This window comes from Neobacillus sp. PVCKKU3, assembly GCF_058323225.1.
Genome location: NZ_JBLVQN010000008.1, coordinates 67,804 through 85,364, shown reverse-complemented (window position 1 = coordinate 85,364; position 17,561 = coordinate 67,804). Strand labels below are relative to the sequence as shown.

16 protein-coding genes, 2 tRNA genes and 2 other annotated features are annotated in these 17,561 nt (G+C 41.2%); of the genes, 13 read left to right on the top strand and 5 right to left on the bottom strand.

The features are described from left to right. Positions 1 to 62 precede the first annotated feature (62 nt). A complete protein-coding gene (dapF, locus tag ACNQGS_RS07570; protein WP_491486796.1) occupies positions 63 to 1,046 on the top strand; it encodes a diaminopimelate epimerase in 984 nt (327 codons plus the stop codon). A 109-nt stretch (positions 1,047 to 1,155) separates the two neighbouring features. Here dapF and ACNQGS_RS07565 read toward each other — a convergent pair whose 3' ends face one another. After that, positions 1,156 to 3,003 (bottom strand): DNA ligase D, encoded by a 1,848-nt coding sequence (locus ACNQGS_RS07565; RefSeq protein ID WP_491486795.1) that lies wholly within the window; start codon positions 3,001 to 3,003, stop codon positions 1,156 to 1,158. 189 nt (positions 3,004 to 3,192) lie between these two features. Here ACNQGS_RS07565 and ku point away from each other — a divergent pair, with 189 nt between their 5' ends. Next, positions 3,193 to 4,029 carry a non-homologous end joining protein Ku gene (gene ku / locus ACNQGS_RS07560; RefSeq protein WP_491486794.1) on the top strand — a complete coding sequence of 279 codons (837 nt, stop codon included), beginning with the start codon at positions 3,193 to 3,195 and terminating at the stop codon, positions 4,027 to 4,029. A 37-nt stretch (positions 4,030 to 4,066) separates the two neighbouring features. Here the strand turns inward: ku and ACNQGS_RS07555 are convergent, their stop codons facing one another. The 3 genes from ACNQGS_RS07555 to ACNQGS_RS07545 all read right to left on the bottom strand — a co-directional run bounded on the left by ACNQGS_RS07555 (position 4,067) and on the right by ACNQGS_RS07545 (position 4,627). Further along, a complete protein-coding gene (locus ACNQGS_RS07555) occupies positions 4,067 to 4,354 on the bottom strand; it encodes a DUF6509 family protein (RefSeq protein ID WP_491486793.1) in 288 nt (95 codons plus the stop codon). Between the two features lie 99 nt (positions 4,355 to 4,453). Beyond that, positions 4,454 to 4,545: transfer RNA gene (locus ACNQGS_RS07550), tRNA-Ser, on the bottom strand. A gap of 8 nt (positions 4,546 to 4,553) precedes the next feature. Further along, positions 4,554 to 4,627, bottom strand: a tRNA-Gly gene (locus ACNQGS_RS07545). A 212-nt stretch (positions 4,628 to 4,839) separates the two neighbouring features. Between ACNQGS_RS07545 and ACNQGS_RS07540 the strand changes: the two genes are divergently transcribed. Genes ACNQGS_RS07540 through ACNQGS_RS07530 form a run of 3 tightly spaced genes read left to right on the top strand, consistent with a single transcriptional unit; the run spans position 4,840 to position 8,377 of the window. Further along, positions 4,840 to 5,589, top strand: a complete 750-nt coding sequence (locus ACNQGS_RS07540; protein ID WP_491486792.1) for a DeoR/GlpR family DNA-binding transcription regulator — start codon at positions 4,840 to 4,842, stop codon at positions 5,587 to 5,589. After that, on the top strand, positions 5,586 to 6,500 hold the full coding sequence (gene pfkB, locus ACNQGS_RS07535) for a 1-phosphofructokinase (RefSeq protein ID WP_491486791.1): 915 nt from the start codon (positions 5,586 to 5,588) through the stop codon (positions 6,498 to 6,500). Before ACNQGS_RS07540 ends, pfkB begins: the two co-directional genes overlap by 4 nt. Positions 6,501 to 6,514: 14 nt before the next feature. Beyond that, positions 6,515 to 8,377: a PTS fructose transporter subunit IIABC gene (locus tag ACNQGS_RS07530; protein WP_491486790.1), complete on the top strand. Its 1,863-nt coding sequence runs from the start codon at positions 6,515 to 6,517 to the stop codon at positions 8,375 to 8,377. 29 nt (positions 8,378 to 8,406) lie between these two features. Here the strand turns inward: ACNQGS_RS07530 and bcbE are convergent, their stop codons facing one another. Then, on the bottom strand, positions 8,407 to 9,684 hold the full coding sequence (gene bcbE, locus ACNQGS_RS07525; RefSeq protein ID WP_213145157.1) for a bacillibactin exporter BcbE: 1,278 nt from the start codon (positions 9,682 to 9,684) through the stop codon (positions 8,407 to 8,409). 188 nt (positions 9,685 to 9,872) lie between these two features. Continuing rightward, positions 9,873 to 10,125: a binding site (T-box leader), on the top strand. 36 nt (positions 10,126 to 10,161) lie between these two features. Continuing rightward, positions 10,162 to 10,409: a binding site (T-box leader), on the top strand. A gap of 60 nt (positions 10,410 to 10,469) precedes the next feature. Between bcbE and trpE the strand changes: the two genes are divergently transcribed. The 8 genes from trpE to ACNQGS_RS07485 all read left to right on the top strand — a co-directional run bounded on the left by trpE (position 10,470) and on the right by ACNQGS_RS07485 (position 17,399). After that, complete coding sequence (gene trpE, locus ACNQGS_RS07520) at positions 10,470 to 11,861, top strand: anthranilate synthase component I (RefSeq protein WP_491486789.1); 1,392 nt, start codon at positions 10,470 to 10,472, stop codon at positions 11,859 to 11,861. Beyond that, positions 11,858 to 12,469, top strand: a complete 612-nt coding sequence (locus ACNQGS_RS07515; RefSeq protein ID WP_491486788.1) for an anthranilate synthase component II — start codon at positions 11,858 to 11,860, stop codon at positions 12,467 to 12,469. Before trpE ends, ACNQGS_RS07515 begins: the two co-directional genes overlap by 4 nt. Beyond that, positions 12,441 to 13,466: an anthranilate phosphoribosyltransferase gene (gene trpD / locus ACNQGS_RS07510; RefSeq protein ID WP_491486787.1), complete on the top strand. Its 1,026-nt coding sequence runs from the start codon at positions 12,441 to 12,443 to the stop codon at positions 13,464 to 13,466. Before ACNQGS_RS07515 ends, trpD begins: the two co-directional genes overlap by 29 nt. After that, the gene (gene trpC / locus ACNQGS_RS07505) at positions 13,467 to 14,258 is read left to right on the top strand and encodes an indole-3-glycerol phosphate synthase TrpC (RefSeq protein ID WP_491486786.1); all 792 of its coding nucleotides are present in this window, start codon (positions 13,467 to 13,469) and stop codon (positions 14,256 to 14,258) included. Further along, on the top strand, positions 14,255 to 14,863 hold the full coding sequence (locus ACNQGS_RS07500) for a phosphoribosylanthranilate isomerase (protein WP_491486785.1): 609 nt from the start codon (positions 14,255 to 14,257) through the stop codon (positions 14,861 to 14,863). Before trpC ends, ACNQGS_RS07500 begins: the two co-directional genes overlap by 4 nt. A gap of 11 nt (positions 14,864 to 14,874) precedes the next feature. Next, positions 14,875 to 16,080: a tryptophan synthase subunit beta gene (gene trpB, locus ACNQGS_RS07495; RefSeq protein WP_491486784.1), complete on the top strand. Its 1,206-nt coding sequence runs from the start codon at positions 14,875 to 14,877 to the stop codon at positions 16,078 to 16,080. Then, positions 16,077 to 16,856: a tryptophan synthase subunit alpha gene (trpA, locus tag ACNQGS_RS07490; RefSeq protein WP_491486783.1), complete on the top strand. Its 780-nt coding sequence runs from the start codon at positions 16,077 to 16,079 to the stop codon at positions 16,854 to 16,856. The genes trpB and trpA overlap by 4 nt, the downstream gene beginning before the upstream one ends. Before the next feature lie 135 nt (positions 16,857 to 16,991). After that, the gene (locus ACNQGS_RS07485) at positions 16,992 to 17,399 is read left to right on the top strand and encodes a hypothetical protein (protein ID WP_491486782.1); all 408 of its coding nucleotides are present in this window, start codon (positions 16,992 to 16,994) and stop codon (positions 17,397 to 17,399) included. The last annotated feature ends 162 nt before the right edge of the window (positions 17,400 to 17,561 follow it).

Genomic DNA, 17,561 nt, shown 5'->3' with positions numbered 1-17,561 from the left:
CTTTCTTATTGTTTGGTATGATATATAATAAATTTACCAAACAGCTAGACGGGGGTTTTTTTGTGGACATAACATTAATTAAAGGACATGGCTCTGGTAACGATTTTCTAATTATTGATGAAATTACGAATGGCTATTCTTTTTCCGAAAGTGAAAGGGCTGAACTTGCTAAGCTGCTTTGCAATCGGGAAGGCGAGCTTGGTGCCGATGGAATATTGTATGTGATAAATAGTGAAAACGCGGATGGCAGAATGCGGGTTTTTAATGCAGACGGCTCTGAGGCTTCGATGTGCGGAAACGGGCTTCGCTTGGTTGCCCGCCATGTCTGCGAGCTAAAAGGGCTGGATGAAGCCGTAATCGAAACCATGAAGGCGAATCTCAAAGTAAGCCGGAAACCGGAAATTTATGACGGTGTCCCCACCTATCAGGTAGAAATTTCACCAGTATTATTTGAATTAAGTGCTTTGCCTCTGAATTTAGATCAGCCAACGCTTCTGAATCAAAAAATTGAAGAGCTTTCGGATGATCTAATGTTTACAGCCCTGGCGGTTCCAAATCCCCATTTAGTGGCGATTGTTACTGCTGGACAGCTGGAAGGTAACCTTCAAAAAGAATTAAGTGAAAAAGTCAACGGACCAAATGAATTATTCCCTGATGGGGTGAATGTGAGTTTTGTAAAGCCGCTTGAATCTGGCGCCATTTATGTGCGGACATTTGAGCGCGGAGTTGGCTTTACAGATGCCTGCGGAACGGCGATGTCTGCTTCTTCCTTAGTAACCTGCCTGCAGGGGTTAAATGAACTTGAAACAAGTATTCAGGTTTATAACAATGGCGGAAAGGTTCACTGCATTGTTCACCAGCAGGATGGCAAGTACCGGATTGATCTAATCGGCAATGCCACATATCTATATAAAGCCGCTATAAGTGTTGACCTAAGCGGCGAAACCTTCACAGTTTCACGCAAAGAGGAGCTCTCAGAGCAGCAAACCTACGAAAAGCTGCAAGGAGAAGTGCAGGAGTATTTAAGTACAACGCTAAAAGGATAAGGAATCCCCTTATCCTCAAATTGTCGAGAAAGATTTAACACCTGTTGATTGGCGCGGAAAGCGAAGTGCCTGGAGCGCCAATCAACAGACTTTTTGAAAGGCCAATATATTAATTTCCTGTTTTTCGTGCATTTTGTTTTAACACTTCCAGTACTGGTGCGAAGGGCTGAATTGATTTCGTTTGGAAATAGTTTTTAAATGGGTCCCCAAACTGCTTAATTCGTTCTAAAGCATAGTCTAATGTAAACATCCTAGGGTTAAGCTTTTCGTCTACTTCCTCCCAAAAAAGTGGTGTAGCAACCCCGCCATGCTCGTTCCCTCGCATCGAATACGGCGCAACAATCGTTTTTCCTTCCCCATGCTGGACATAATCCACATATAACCTGTTTCCTCGTTTCTTTTTCATTCTTTCGATCGTAAAGGAATCGGGATCTTTTGAAATCAAATATTCGGCGATGAAGCTCGTAAACAATCTTGTGTCATCATAGCTGAATTCATCTTCTGGCAATGGAAGATAAACTTGCAGTCCCTTATTACCGGAGGTTTTGATAAACCCGATCAAGTTTAACTGATCAAGAACCTCTTTTATTAATAAAGCGGCCTTTATTGCCAAATGAAATTCATCCTGTGATGGAGGATCTAAGTCAAACACAATTTCACTTGGCCCCTTGCTTATGGTAGTTTGAAATGGCACATGAAACTCAATGGCAAGCTGGTTTCCAAGCCATATCAAGGTTTTTAAGTTATTGCAGAGAATATAATCAATGTCATCAGCTGTATGGGTATGGACAAAATCCGGAGCATAATCAGGACAATTCTTTTGATAAAATGCTTCCCCAAACATCCCGTGCGGAAAGCGAATGACGGTAAGTAAGCGATTTTTTAAAAATGGCAGCATATACGGGGAAATTTCCCTTAAATACAAAATATAATCAGCTTTCCTGATATTGAACTTGTCCCACAGCGGCTTATCAGGATGAGTGATTTCAAGGTCTTCAGGCAGATTTTTTTGCTGAAAAATAAATTTATCATAGGTGCAGTCCTCAGGTACCAAATCAAATCTGAAATGGTCAAAATGAGGCTCGCGAAGCTGGTTTTCATAAAGCTCCAAATATTTCACTTCCAGGCAGATGGCAGGCTCTACAAAAATAAATTGGTTATCCTCTTTGACCATATTTTGTTTTAAGATTTGCCCAAGGGCCTGTTTTTCATCCGGTTTAAAGCCGAACAAAACTTGTCCTACCCCGTAAATGGAGTCATCCTTATAGACCCCCACATAAAAATAGCCATTTGTTTTATCATAGGAGGTGACAAAGCAGCTGACATATTTCCAATTCTTATACTTTAGCCAATGTAAAGACCGCTTTCCTTCCTCCCAAATACTTGAGGCCTGTTTAGCTACGATCCCTTCACCGTCGTAAAGCACCACTTTTTCCCATATTTCATTAAAATCCTCATAGGCCATAACAGGCTGCAGAAGCTGCTTATTATATGGGTCAGCATTTAATTCCAGTCCTGTTTTTTTAAATAATCTGTTCAGTTCTTCTTTTCTTTTTAAAAATTCAAGGCCATACATCGGCTTCCCATTTTGGACTAATAAATCAAAAATCATCAAGCGGCAGGGGGAATTTTTGGCTTGCTCACCTATTTTTTTCGCTGCTTTTAAGCGGCCGCGTATTTGAATGGCTGAAAAATTAGCTTTATAGGGATTTTCAAGGGAAACAAGTTCACTATCGAGCCGAAGCGGCAGAAATGGTTTAAATTCATTTTCATGCTGTAATAAAAAATCCTCTATTTCCGGAAATTGTGGTAATAGGGATTTCCCATTTCGGCTTATCAATTCGATCCCGTTTGAATCCCAATCGAGTATGGCTCGAAATCCATCATATTTTACTTCGAAGAGCCAGTCTTTCTGAACAGGCTGATCAAAAGTCAGCGTGGGGAGCATCGGTTTCATGGAAAATGCCCTTTCTTAACGCATAAATTCAACTACGCCTTATGAACCGTCCTAACGGACTCGCCAATCGGCGAGTTTTCATTTATTATATTGGCTGAAAAACAAGCCTTTCATCCATTTCCATTTGTTTTTAGGAATGTTAGCTCAAAGAGAACAAAAACTAATAACAAAAAGATTGGAGAAACGTTTATGCATACAATGTGGAAAGGTAGTATCAGCTTCGGGCTTGTTAACATTCCCATCAAGCTTCATACGGCAACTGAAGATAAGGATATCAAGCTGCGTACACTGCATAAGAAATGTCACGCCCCGATTAAATATGAAAAAGTTTGTACTGTTTGTGAAGAAGAGGTTAAACCAGAAGAGATTGTAAGGGCGTATGAATATACGAAAGGAAAATTTGTTGTTCTTGATGAGGAAGATCTAGAAAAACTGCGGAAGGAAAATGAAGAAAAGGCTGTTGAAATTATTGACTTTGTCAAAATTGAAGAAATTGACCCAATTTACTTTGAGAGAAGTTATTATATGTCACCAAATGAGGGAGGAGGTAAGGCCTATTCTCTTTTGCGAAAGGCATTAGAGGAATCCCAAAAGGTTGGGATAGCTAAAATCGTGATAAGATCGAAGGAACAGCTTGCGGTTATTCGCGTCTATGAGAACACCTTAGTCATGGAAACCATTCATTTTCCCGATGAAGTTCGTAAGGCTGCGGATGTTCCGAATGTGCCTTCAGAAGATAAGGTAACGAAAAAGGAATTGGATACAGCTATTTTGCTAATTGACCAATTAACATCCAAATTTGAGCCGGAAAAATACACAGATGAATATCGAACAGCCTTGCTGGAATTAATCGAATCAAAACGACAAGGAAAAGACACAGTAACCGCCGCAACGAAGGAAGTTGCGACGAATGTGACTGATTTAATGGCGGCCCTTCAGGCCTCAATTGATCGTACTAAGCCGAAAAAGACTGCTGCAGCTCCTCCAAGAAAGAAGACAGCGACAAAAGTCAAAAAAGAAGCGTAACAACAGGCAAAAAGCAGGGGAGTCGTTCCCCTGCTTTTTATTCTGCTCTTATTCTGCTCTGGCAGTAATCAAAAACTATTTGCTCTTCATCAACTTCAAGAGCAAAATCAAATACTTTATCGCTCCCTTTTTCAAAAAAGTGATAATTGGAGATTTTTGATCCGTTCTCGTCCACTACAAAAAGGACCCTTAACCCAACCCCATTATCAGAAAAAAGTTCATCCTCTTCATCTATATCAAGGTCAAGAAAAATCTCGTAACGGTCCCCCGATAATAAACCAAATGGATCTTCCAATTTTTCTAATGTATGACCCGTAATATTCAACTATATCATCCTTTGCATAAATTATTGACTTTATTATTATGACATATTTTGTTTCAATAAGAAAACGCCAGAAATCTCTGGCGTTTTTAGTTCTATGTATGGCGGAGAAGGTGAGATTCGAACTCACGCAACGGTTGCCCGTCCTAACGCATTTCGAGTGCGCCCCCTTATAACCACTTGGGTACTCCTCCAAATCATTTGGAGCGGGTGAGGGGAATCGAACCCCCGCCGTCAGCTTGGGAAGCTGAAATTCTACCATTAAACCACACCCGCATAATTAAAGACAAGATAATTATAGCATAATACTAATAAGAGTGGTAGAAAAAAATTTAATGTATGTAAAAACATGAATGGTTTTGGAAGGGTTTTTTATTTTTTGCTCAAAATCAGTCAAAAACTTGAATGTTTTTGACTGAAAACGATTGATATTTGCAATCGGTTACAGTATTATATAAACATAACAAAAAAAAATAGGTGGTGATGACTTGTTAACTCCTGAACGTCATCGGCTTATTCTACAATTATTAAAGGAAAAGGGTATTATTAAAATCCAGGAAATCATGGAGCTAACGTGTTCCTCCGAATCAACGATTCGCAGGGACTTGTCTCAACTTGAGGAACAAAAGTTTTTAAAAAGAATCCATGGTGGTGCATCAAGGCTGCAGGGAAAACTCCAGGAGCCTAGCATGATGGAGAAATCCTCCAAAAACCTTCATGAAAAACAGTTGATTGCAAAATACGCGGCTGGTTTAGTGGAAGAAGGGGATTGCATTTATTTAGATGCAGGGTCAACTATTTTTGAAATGATTGATAGCCTGCCAAACGATATTGTCGTGGTAACAAATGGTTTTATGCATTTACCGGGGTTATTAAATAAAGGTATTTCTACTTTTTTAATTGGCGGGTTTGCAAAACAAAAAACAAATGCATTAATTGGCCGGGGGGCCCTAGAAAGCCTTGAGTTCTACCGTTTTGATAAATGCTTTATGGGTGTTAATGGCATCCATCCTCAATTCGGCTTTACCACCCCAGACCAAGAAGAAGCAATGGTAAAGCAAAAAGCGGTTTTCTTATCAAGGGAGGCTTTTGTACTGGCAGACAGTACTAAGTTTTCGGAAATATCATTTGCCAAAATTGCCGATATTCATGAAGCCTCGATTATTACAAATGAACTAGAAGAAGAAATTGAACATCAATATTTAAATAGAACCACAATAAAGGTCGTGACAGCATGATTTACACATTAACGTTAAACCCTTCCGTTGACTATATTGTGAAACTTGATAGCTTTCAGTTGGGAGAATTACATCGCACTGAGAGCGAAGCAAAATTTCCTGGAGGAAAGGGAATTAATGTTTCAAGAGTTTTAAAGCAAATGGAAACAAACAGTAAAGCGCTTGGTTTTATCGGAGGCTTTACCGGAGCATATATTGAGCAATTTCTTGGAAAAGAAAATATAGAAACAGATTTTGTGAAGGTCGTAGAGGACTCTAGGATTAATATAAAGCTTAAAACAGGCCAGGAAACAGAAATTAATGCAAAAGGACCGGATATATCAGAGACTGCTTTCGGCTTGTTGAAGGATAAAATTTGCCAACTAAATGCGACCGATTTATTAGTCTTGGCGGGAAGTATACCAGGCACATTGCCCAAAACTACTTATGAAGAGCTAGTTAAAATCAGTAAAGAAACTGGAGCGCAATTTGTTGTTGATGCGGAAGGGGACTTATTGAAAAAAGTTCTAAAATTTAAGCCGTTTTTAATTAAACCAAACCATCATGAGCTAGGAGAACTGTTTGATACCGTAATATCAAGCCCTGAGGAAGTCATCCCGTTTGGGAAAAAGCTTGTCTCGATGGGAGCTGAAAATGTCATTGTTTCACTGGCTGATCAAGGAGCGGTATTCATTAATAAGGATAGTACGCTGCTCGCTAATGTTCCAAAAGGTAAGGTTAAAAACTCGGTTGGGGCCGGGGATTCTATGGTGGCAGGGTTTTTGGCCGCTTACGAAAGAACAGGAGATTTAATCGAAGCATTCCGATATAGTGTTGCCTCAGGAAGTGCCACCGCTTTCTCGTTAGGACTTTGTACTAAGGATCAAGTGGCTGAGCTTATTCCACAAGTTCAGATTAAGGAAATCAGGTAGAGGAGACAACCAAAATGAAAATTACAGAATTGCTTACAAAAGATACAATCCTTTTAAATATTGATGGTAAACAAAAAGAAGAAGCAATTGATCAGCTTGTCGATGTACTGCTGAAGGCGGGAAAAATAACAAACCAAAATGATTTTAAATCCGCCATTTTAAAAAGAGAAGGCCAAAGTACAACAGGAATCGGCGACGGAATTGCGATTCCACACGCAAAAACGGCGGCAGTTAAAGAAGCGGCTATTGCCTTTGGTAAATCCGTTGCCGGTGTTGACTATGAATCGTTGGACGGAAGGCCTGCCCATTTATTTTTCATGATCGCTGCACCAGAAGGGGCTAATAACACTCATTTGGAAGCCTTGGCACGTCTGTCCGGATTGTTAATGAAAGCTGAAGTACGGTATGAATTATTAAAGGCCGCATCTGCGGATGAAATAATAGGTACCATCAACCGTTTTGATAAAGAGGAGAAAGCGGAGGCAGTATCTGATACGAAAAAGAATTCAATTGTAGCAGTGACTGGATGCCCAACCGGAATCGCCCATACTTATATGGCGGCAGATTCTTTAAAGGCCAAGGCTGTCGAATTGGGTGTCAATATCAAGGTTGAAACCAACGGTTCTGGCGGAGCCAAAAATGTTTTGACTAAAGAGGAAATTGAAAATGCTACAGCAGTTATTGTAGCTGCCGATATCAATGTCGAAATGGAACGGTTTAAAGGAAAACATGTCATACAGACGGCGGTCGCTGATGGCATCCGGCGCCCGGAGCAATTAATCGAACGGGCTTTAAAAAAGGACGCTCCAGTCTACAAAGGCAGCGGCACTGAAGTTACTCAAAAATCAGAGCAAAAAGGTTCAAAAACGGGATTTTACAAGCACTTAATGAACGGTGTGTCAAACATGCTTCCATTTGTTGTTGGGGGCGGAATCCTAATTGCAATCTGCTTTATGTTTGGCTATAACTCCTTTAAGCCGGACGATCCATCCTATAATCCGATTGCTGCGGCATTAATGACCATTGGCGGCGACAACGCATTTAAACTGATTGTACCCGTTCTAGCTGGATTTATTGCCCTCAGCATTGCAGACCGCCCTGGTTTTGCAGCCGGTATGGTTGGCGGTATGATGGCGGCAAACGGCGGCGCAGGTTTCCTAGGCGGGTTAATTGCCGGATTCTTGGCTGGTTATATTGTTCTGTTTTTAAAGAAAGTATTTGCCGGACTTCCAAAGTCGCTGGAAGGAATCAAAGCAATCTTAATTTATCCACTTTTAGGGATCGCCATTACTGGATTTATTATGCATTATGTTGTTAACAAACCAGTAGCATGGTTAAATACAGAGATTACTCATTGGCTGACAGGTCTCGGGACTGGAAACGCTGTTCTTTTAGGGATTGTATTAGGTTTAATGATGTCGTTTGATATGGGCGGCCCTATTAATAAAGCGGCCTATGTATTCGGTACAGGCTTGCTGGCGAGTGGCGTTTACGAACCAATGGCAGCGGTTATGGCGGCAGGCATGGTGCCGCCATTAGGAATTGCTATTGCCACTACACTATTTAAGAATAAGTTTACGACTGAGGAACGAGATGCGGGTAAGGCTTGCTATGTAATGGGATTATCGTTTATTACAGAAGGTGCGATTCCATTTGCGGCAGCAGACCCATTCCGGGTGATACCATCCGTTATGGCAGGTTCTGCGGTAGCCGGTGCTCTATCCATGGCATTTCATATTGGCTTAAGGGCACCTCATGGCGGAATCTTCGTCGTACCATTAGTAGAAAACGGAGCTCTTATGTACGCCCTGGCAATTCTTGCTGGCGCGGTTGTTTCAGCGTTATTAATCGGATTCCTGAAAAAACCAGTAAAATAATAGAAAAAGCCGGCATCTTTGGCCGGCTTTTAACTTTTTTCAGGAGGCGGTTTAATGGCGAAAAGAGCCACAATGGCTGCCAAAACGCTTAAACTGCTCATTAAAATAAAAATCCAGTGGTTCGGAAACTTCATCAATAAAGCGATAATCGGAGGTCCGGCAGCAACGCCAATAAACCTCATAGAACTGTAAAGTGAGGTAATGGTGCCCCGCTCTTTCTTTTCGACTCCCTCTGTAATAAGCGCATCAAGAGAGGGGAGGCCTAGACCAATGCCAATCCCCGCAATCAGAAACATGCAAATCATAAACCAAAGCTTAATGGAAATCCATAAGGCCGCAATAGAAAGCCCTGCAGCAAGAATTCCGCCAAATGTTAACCACTTCATTAACACTTTATTTTTTTTAATCACCTTTCCGCCGATAAAGGAGGATAAGCAAAGTGCTCCAAGAGGTAATGCCAAAAAGAACCCTTTCTTAAGATCTTTAATGCCATATTCTTTTTCAAACACTTCTGATAGGTAAAATAAGATGCCAAACAGAACAAGCATAAGAATACCGCCAATAAAAAAGATGGCATATAGCCAACGACCGCTTTCAGCAAAAGTCTTTTTAACATTCATAAAGAAATCCCTAAATGGGATTGTTTTTTGCTTTTTTTGTGGTGATTTAACAAGAAATACCATCATTAGTACTGAAATAAGACAAAATACAGGGATCGAGAAAAACGGCAAAAACCAGATAAACCCAGCTAAAATTGCTCCGAAAATCGGACTTAGAACCTTGCCAAATGTATTGGAGGTTTCGATGATTCCTAAGCAGGTGCTCACATCATCCTCATTTTTAAACATATCACCAACTAGCGGCAGGACAATCGGAAATGCCCCAGCTGCACCAACCCCCTGAAGCGCACGGCCAACTAAAACCAGCCAATAAGCGTCCAATTTCCAAGAAGCCCATCCCGAAAGCAATCCCCCGAGCGCGGCGATAATTAAACTTGGGATAATTACTTTTTTCCTGCCGATGTGATCAGATAAGTAGCCGGCAACTGGTATTAAGATAATGGCTACGATTGAATAAACAGTTATAATTAAACTCGACTGAAAGGAAGAAATGGATAATTCCTTCTCCAATGCCGGTAATACCGGAATTAACATGGAATTTCCTAAAGTCATGACCAATGGAATGGAAGATATAGATAGAATTGCCCACTTCTTGTTAGATATCTCACTTGATCGATTTTGGCCAGCCTTTGATTGCTTCTTTTTAGCGGTCCGTGGATTATTCCACAATTGTTCAATGTGTTCCATTTATCCTCTATCCCGCCTTTTTTCTTTGTACTGTTAATATTCACTATTTTGATTTAAAAAAACTTAAGGAAGTAATCCTTTTAATGGTAAGGGAAATTAGATTGCTTTTGTAAAAAATAGATAATTCTAAAATTAATCCCTTGACAATATACTGGTTATTGTAATAACATAAAAAACAACAAAATGAACTTGCGGCAGTGATGAAGAGTAGTAGCTTTTACGGATTCAAAAGAGAGCTGATGGTTGGTGAAAATCAGTGATGACGTTTAAGTGAATGGACTTCGGAGCCTCCAAACCGAACCTTCCATAAGTGGACCAGTAGGCTTTGGCGAAATCTCATCGTTACATGAGACAGATATTAAAGTATTTTTCTTTGATATCGGTAAAGTGAGCTAATTAGTTAGCTAATGAAGGTGGCACCACGGGTCTCCCGTCCTTTTTATGGACGTGAGGCCCTTTTTTATTGTCAAAAAAATAATGAAATCGATGAGCAAGAGGAGTACGCATATTTGTTTCTTTCCAGAGAGTCGGGGAATGGTGTGAGCCCGATAAGAAAGGATTTGCCGAATGGACTTGCGAGAGACATCTTGAACTAGAGTAGGGATGTACGGAGTTCCACCGTTAAAAGGATAGGATATCGAGTTATTTGCTCTGTATCTGAAACGAGGAAGCAAACTAATTGCTTCAAAATGAGGTGGCACCACGATCCGAGATTCGTCCTCTATATTCATAACCATGTTATGGATATAGGGGACTTTTTTTATTTTCTGAAGGGAGTCTGAACGATGAACATTAAAATGGCTATTTTTATGAAAGAAATAAGCGGTGATACTCTAACGCCCATTTCCATTTTGCAAAAAATCAGCGGAAAGAAGAAATTCTTATTGGAAAGTTCCCATAAATATAATGATTCCGGCCGCTATTCCTTTATTGGCGCAGATCCAGCCATTGAGCTTGTTTCCATAGGAAAGGAAAATCGCTTGATTAAAAGAAATGGGCAAACGCAGGAAATAAGCGGAAATCCATTAGAGGTTATCGATAATCTTCTGCCTTCGATAAAACTTGATGAGCTGCCATTTCCGTTTATCGGCGGGGCGATTGGCTATGTCGGCTACGATATCATCAGACAGTATGAAGTGATTGGTAAGGAATACCCGAACAGTTTGAATATGCCAGATGTCCACCTAATGGTGTATGAGGAAGTGATTGTCTTTGATCATCTTAAGGAGAGGGTATTTATCGTCGGTATTCCACTTCAGGATGATTCAGACGGTGCAAGTATTGAAATGAGAATCGACAAAAGGCTTCAGGAATTAAAAACACCTAATGTTAATGATGAGGAGAATAGTTTTAGCTTATCGGGATTTGAATCGGAAATTTCCAAGGAAGCCTTTATCAAGAATGTTGAAATTGCTAAAGAGCATATTTTAGAGGGTGATATTTTCCAGGTTGTCCTATCGAGGAGGATGAAAGCAGCCTTTGAAGGCTCTCCATTATCGCTTTATCGTAAACACCGGGCTAACAACCCGACGCCCTATATGTTCTATATCGACTTTGATGGCTATACCGTGATTGGTTCATCGCCTGAGAGCTTAATTAAGACAAGAGGTAAATCAGTCATAGCCAATCCGATAGCCGGAACAAAAAGACGAGGAAAAACCGCAGCTGAAGATGAAGCCATTCAAAAGGAATTATTGGCTGATGAAAAAGAATTGGCTGAACATAAGATGCTCGTCGATCTTGGCAGAAATGACTTGGGGAAGGTTTGCGAATTTGGTACCGTTCAGGTTGACCGGTACATGGCCATTGAAAAGTTCCGCCATGTTATGCACATCGTTTCTGAAATCAGCGGAACCCTCATGTCAGATAAAACCGCGCTTGACGCGCTTGCTGCCTGCCTCCCGGCCGGGACGGTATCAGGAGCACCAAAGGTTAGGGCGATGGAAATCATTAACACACTTGAAAAATCAAAACGAGGTCTCTATTCGGGAGCGATTGGTTACTTTTCAGTGAATGGAAACATGGATTTTGCCCTTGCGATTCGGACGATGATATTAAAAGACGGAAAGGCATTTATTCAAGCTGGGGCCGGCATTGTCCATGATTCCGATCCTGAATCAGAATATGAAGAAACCTTAAATAAATTAAAAGCATTTTTGGAGGGAACCCCGGGATGATATTACTCATTGATAACTTTGACTCATTTACCTTCAACCTTTATCAGTATTTGGGAGAATTAGGGGAAGAAGCCGCAGTTTATCGAAATAACCAGATTAGTCTAGAGGAAATCAAGGCATTGAATCCAAAAGCAATTATTCTCTCACCAGGGCCTGGTAAACCGGAGGACGCAGGTATCTGTATCGAGATCATTAACAACTTCTATAATAAAATTCCTATTTTAGGAATTTGTCTTGGGCACCAGGCAATTGGAGCAGCCTTCGGAAGTGAGATTAATAGAGCAAAACAAATTAAACATGGCAAAACTTCGTTCATCAATCATAATGGCAGCGGCATTTTTAATTATTTATCCTCACCATTGGAAGTGATGCGTTACCATTCATTAAAAATTGAAAGAGATACGATGCCGCCAGAACTTGAGTGTATTGCTCATTCCATGGATGATAACGAGGTTATGGCGATTAAACACGAGGATTACCCGGTTTACGGGCTCCAGTTTCATCCAGAATCTATTGGGACTCCATTAGGAAAACAAATGCTTAAAAATTTCTTACTTGAAATAGGAAGGATGGATACAAATGAAGGAATATTTACTACAGTTAGCTGAACAACGGTCATTCTCGGAAAACGAGATGAAGGAAGCAGTTGATTTTATTTTAGGTGAAGAGGTATCGGAATCAGAAATTGCCGCTTTTTTAATGGGACTTAAATCCAAAGGGGAAACAGTTGATGAAATCGTTGGCATTGTAAAAGCATTAAAAGGAAAGACATTGTCATTTAAAAAGAAGTTTCCGAATGCTTTGGATAATTGCGGAACTGGCGGTGACGGTTCTTCAAGCTTTAATGTAAGTACTACTTCTGCTTTTGTCCTCGCTGCGGCTGGAATACCAGTTGCTAAACATGGAAATCGAAGTGTTTCCAGTAAGACAGGAAGCGCTGACGTTCTGGAATACTTAGGCGTCAATCTTAATTTACCAGCAGAAAGTACGGAAGAGATCCTAAGCGAAATCGGGATTGCCTTTTTATTTGCCCCACATGTGCATCCAAAATTGAAAAAGGTGACGACGGTTAGGAGACAGTTGAAAATCCCGACAATTTTTAACTTTATCGGGCCTTTGACAAATCCGATTGAATTGGACTATCAACTTCTAGGCGTGTATCGCCGAGATCTTTTGCCAGTTTTTGCCGAGGTGTTAAATCAGCTTGGACGCAAGCGGGCGATCGTCCTAAATGGCGCCGGATTTATGGATGAGGCATCCCTGCAGGGAGAAAACCATTTGACTATTTTAGAAGATGGAGTCATCACAAGCCAATCCTTTTATCCTGAAGATGTTGGTCTGCCAACCTATGATAATAGCTTCATAAAAGGCGGCGATGCGATGGAAAACGGAGAAATCTTACGGAATGTGCTAAGAGGTACAAAGGGTCCTTATCGAGATACCGTACTCCTAAATGCTGGCCTTGGTATTTTAACAGCCGGAAAGGCAGACACCATTAAAGCGGGTATAAAACTAGCCGCAGAAGTCATTGATTCTGGAGCGGCCCATCACAAATTAGAAGTATTAATTGAAAAATCACGAAAAATGCAAAGAGAGGCGATATAAGTGACAACGATATTAGACCGAATTATTGAACAAAAGAAACAGGAACTGGCTCTCCTGCAGAATCAGAGTGATTTTTATCCGGCAATAGATCGTGAAAAAAGATCGTTGCTTGATAAGCTTCAAAAGTCACAGCAAATATCCATTATTGCTGAATTCAAGCGGGCTTCACCTTCGAAAGGAATGATTAATAATGGTGTGGAACCGGCTGTACAGGCTTCCATTTACGAACAATCCGGTGCCAGCGCCATCTCCGTTCTAACTGACCAAACTTTTTTTAAAGGGTCTTTTGAAGATTTAATAGCGGTAAGGGAAACAGTGCAGCTGCCGATCCTTTGCAAAGACTTTATTATCGATCCGCTGCAAATCAATAACGCCAGCGCACATGGGGCTGATATCATCCTATTGATTGTCGCTGCGCTTGATGAAAAAAAATTAACCGAATTATATCAATATGCCACAAATTTAGGTCTAGAGGTTTTGGTGGAGGTTCACAATCAGGCTGAATTGGAAACGGCCCTAAAGACCGGGGCAAAGCTGATTGGCGTGAATAACCGTGACTTAAAAACCTTCCAAGTATCACTTGAAGTTACTGAAAAATTAGCAGCGGCGGTGAAACAATCAGGTGCTTTCTTAATAAGTGAAAGTGGACTTCATAGCCGGGAGGATGTTAACCGGGTTAGGAATGCTGGAGCAAATAGCATTCTTGTCGGGGAAGCCTTTATGAAAAGCGCAAACCTCAAGCGAACCTTTTCAGATTTCCAATTGCCGCTAATAGAAGGTGCACGGCCATGAAAGTAAAAATCTGCGGGATTATGGATGTGGACACTGGACTTGCGGCAGTGGAGTATGGTGCTGATGCACTTGGCTTTGTGTTTGCAAAAAGCAAGCGGAGAATAACCGCTGAGAAGGCACAAGAAATCATTTCCGAATTGCCTAAGGAAGTATATAAGGTCGGTGTTTTTGTCAATGAATCACAAGCTGAAATTGAACGGATTGCTGCAATTGCCGGCCTGACTCATATTCAACTGCACGGAGAGGAATCGGAAAACTTTAGTGAATCCCTTTCGCTCCCGGTGATCAAGGCTGCCAGTTTTGAAGGAAATGAGAAATTAGCGGAACTTAGGAATTTTCCTGCTGAGTATATTCTTCTTGATGGCCCCAAAGGGAAATATCACGGGGGAAATGGGACAGCATTCACATGGAGTGAGGTGAATACCGGACTCCTTGAGGGGAAAAAGGTCATCCTGGCAGGAGGGCTGCATCAGGAAAATGTAGAGGCTGCCATCAACACCATTCAACCATATATGGTCGATGTGAGTTCCGGGGTAGAAACCGATGGGGTAAAAGATCTGGCGAAAATAAAAGTATTTTTAGAAAAAGCAAAAAGCGAACACTAGGAGGATATTATATGAGTACTTATACATTACCGAATGAAAAAGGTCATTTTGGCATATATGGTGGGAAATTTGTTCCTGAAACACTAATGAAGGCTGTAACAGAACTGAATGAGGCATACAACGAGGCAAAAAATGACCCGGAATTTCAAGCTGAGATTGATAGATTACTAAAGGAATATGTTGGCAGGGAAACCCCGCTTTATTTTGCGGAAAACCTGACAAAGCATGCCGGGGGGGCCAATATTTATTTAAAAAGAGAAGATTTAAACCATACCGGTGCCCATAAAATCAATAACGCGATCGGTCAGGCGCTGCTTGCTGTCCGTATGGGAAAAAGAAAAATTGTAGCGGAAACTGGCGCCGGCCAGCATGGAGTTGCCACAGCCACCGTTTGTGCACTGTTAAACCTTGATTGCATCATTTTTATGGGAGAGGAAGACATCAGGCGGCAGGCCTTGAACGTGTATCGGATGGAGCTTTTAGGTGCGAAGGTAGTCAGTGTAACTTCGGGCAGCGCGACCTTAAAGGATGCCGTAAATGAGGCCCTCAGGTATTGGGTCGCCAATGTCGATGATACCCACTATTTATTGGGATCCGTGTCCGGCCCACACCCATTTCCGGTCATTGTCAGGGATTTTCAAAGTGTCATTGGCATGGAAACAAAACAACAATTCTTAGCAAGGAACGGGAGCTTTCCTAATGCGGTCGTAGCCTGTATTGGGGGCGGAAGTAATGCGATGGGAATGTTCTATCCTTTTATCGAAGATGAAGAGGTAAAACTCTTTGGTGTGGAAGCCGCCGGTCATGGCGTTGATACACCATTTCATGCTGCGTCGCTGACAAAAGGGAGACCGGGAGTCTTGCATGGAGCCTTAATGTACGTCTTGCAAAACGAAGATGGCCAAATTCAAGAAGCACATTCCATTTCTGCCGGGCTCGATTATCCGGGTGTGGGGCCGGAGCACAGCTATCTAAAGGACAGCGGGCGGGCTAGCTATCACTCGATAACTGATAAAGAAGCCCTTGATGCCTTTCAGCTATTATCGAAGCTTGAAGGAATTATACCGGCACTTGAAAGCTCCCATGCCATTGCGTTCGCTGTAAAATTGGCTGGTCAGCTTGGAGCCGGCCAAAATATTGTTGTCTGCTTATCAGGGCGTGGAGATAAAGATGTGGATGCAGTCAAATCAAGACTTAAAGGGGGCAACGGAAAATGAACCGAATTGAACAAGCTTTTCAACAATTGAATAAGGAAAACAAAAAAGCTTTTGTGCCTTATATAATGGCTGGAGATGGCGGTTTGGAGAACCTGCCTGAAAGGCTGGCACTGTTAGAAAAATTCGGGGCAACGGCGATTGAAGTGGGTGTTCCTTTTTCTGACCCGGTTGCTGATGGTCCTACCATTCAGCGCGCGGGTATTAGAGCAATACAAAATGGAACCACATTAAAAGGGATTTTAAAAGAAATCACCAAAGCACGTGAATCAGTCACTACTCCTATTATTCTCATGACCTATTTAAATCCAGTTTATTCATACGGAATCGAGACATTTGTCCATGACGTTCAAACTGCAGGTGTCGCAGGCTGCATTATTCCGGACCTGCCTGTGGAGGAAGAGGAAATCATTGCCCCGCTGCTAGAACAAGCGGAAGTGGAATTGATTCGACTCGTAACACTGACTACACCAATCGAACGGATCAGAGAGATTTCTAATAAAGGTAAGGGATTCTTATATACCGTTACTGTCAAAGGGATTACAGGAACAAGAAACGAGTTTGGTAATGAACTGCATTCATTTTTACAAGCTGTTAAGGAAGTTAGTCCGATTCCTGTATTAGCGGGCTTTGGCATCTCAAATCAAGAGCAGATAAAGGAAATTACGAAGTATTGCGATGGAGTAGTAGTTGGCAGTAAAATTGTCGAGTACTTTGCCAATGACCAGCTGGAAGAGATGGAAGAATTCATGTCCATTTATAAACAAACACTCGCATAAAATGAAGGAGGCGTCTCGAGATGCCTCCTCTTTTTAAGTAAAAATGTGTCAATTGTTACATCCGTTTTTTTTTATATTGATTATAATTTGCTCAAATGGGTATAAGAAATTAATATTCTTGAGGATGAGAAAAGTATGAGAGTGTCTGAAACAACCAAACAATTATATTCTTTAAGCGTTTCTTTGGAGTGTTTTGAAGGGATTTCTCATCATGTCAGCATAAATTTTCTTAAAGAAAGGTTTGTTTATACCGAATGGAGAAATCAACCGAAGCAGCATCCGGTTTCACCCCTTCCCGTGTTTAAGCCAGGAAGCCTAGAGCAATTTAAAAGAAAAATTTACTCAATGAGAATTTGGGAATGGGAACAAACCTATCAAAAGGAAAATGGAATTGTTCTTGACGGAAACTTCTGGACAGTAACCCTGAAAACACAGGAAAAAATCTACGAATTTGGCGGAATGGAGAGCTTTCCGGCTAATTGGGGAAGGTTTCTAAAGGCATTGGAGATGTTGGTTGGAGTACCGTTTGGTAAATTGGTATAATGTAAAATGTTGGATGGAAATCTTAATTTCTTGATAGGCTTGCTTAACTCCTATATAATTTGTATATAATTACTTTAATGAACTTGACTTCAAAAAACTTCCCGCATTGAGGAAGTTTTGTTTGTTTTTTATCAAAATTTAGTAAAACAGTAGCTAGGAGTT

What these genes read in the sequence shown, in the direction of transcription:
- ACNQGS_RS07565 (WP_491486795.1), bottom strand. Translation starts at nt 3,003, where the DNA reads ATGAAACCGATGCTCCCCACGCTGACTTTTGATCAGCCTGTTCAGAAA.
- ku (WP_491486794.1), top strand. Translation starts at nt 3,193, where the DNA reads ATGCATACAATGTGGAAAGGTAGTATCAGCTTCGGGCTTGTTAACATT.
- pfkB (WP_491486791.1), top strand. Translation starts at nt 5,586, where the DNA reads ATGATTTACACATTAACGTTAAACCCTTCCGTTGACTATATTGTGAAA.
- ACNQGS_RS07530 (WP_491486790.1), top strand. Translation starts at nt 6,515, where the DNA reads ATGAAAATTACAGAATTGCTTACAAAAGATACAATCCTTTTAAATATT.
- bcbE (WP_213145157.1), bottom strand. Translation starts at nt 9,684, where the DNA reads ATGGAACACATTGAACAATTGTGGAATAATCCACGGACCGCTAAAAAG.
- trpE (WP_491486789.1), top strand. Translation starts at nt 10,470, where the DNA reads ATGAACATTAAAATGGCTATTTTTATGAAAGAAATAAGCGGTGATACT.
- ACNQGS_RS07515 (WP_491486788.1), top strand. Translation starts at nt 11,858, where the DNA reads ATGATATTACTCATTGATAACTTTGACTCATTTACCTTCAACCTTTAT.
- trpD (WP_491486787.1), top strand. Translation starts at nt 12,441, where the DNA reads ATGAAGGAATATTTACTACAGTTAGCTGAACAACGGTCATTCTCGGAA.
- ACNQGS_RS07500 (WP_491486785.1), top strand. Translation starts at nt 14,255, where the DNA reads ATGAAAGTAAAAATCTGCGGGATTATGGATGTGGACACTGGACTTGCG.
- trpB (WP_491486784.1), top strand. Translation starts at nt 14,875, where the DNA reads ATGAGTACTTATACATTACCGAATGAAAAAGGTCATTTTGGCATATAT.
- trpA (WP_491486783.1), top strand. Translation starts at nt 16,077, where the DNA reads ATGAACCGAATTGAACAAGCTTTTCAACAATTGAATAAGGAAAACAAA.
- ACNQGS_RS07485 (WP_491486782.1), top strand. Translation starts at nt 16,992, where the DNA reads ATGAGAGTGTCTGAAACAACCAAACAATTATATTCTTTAAGCGTTTCT.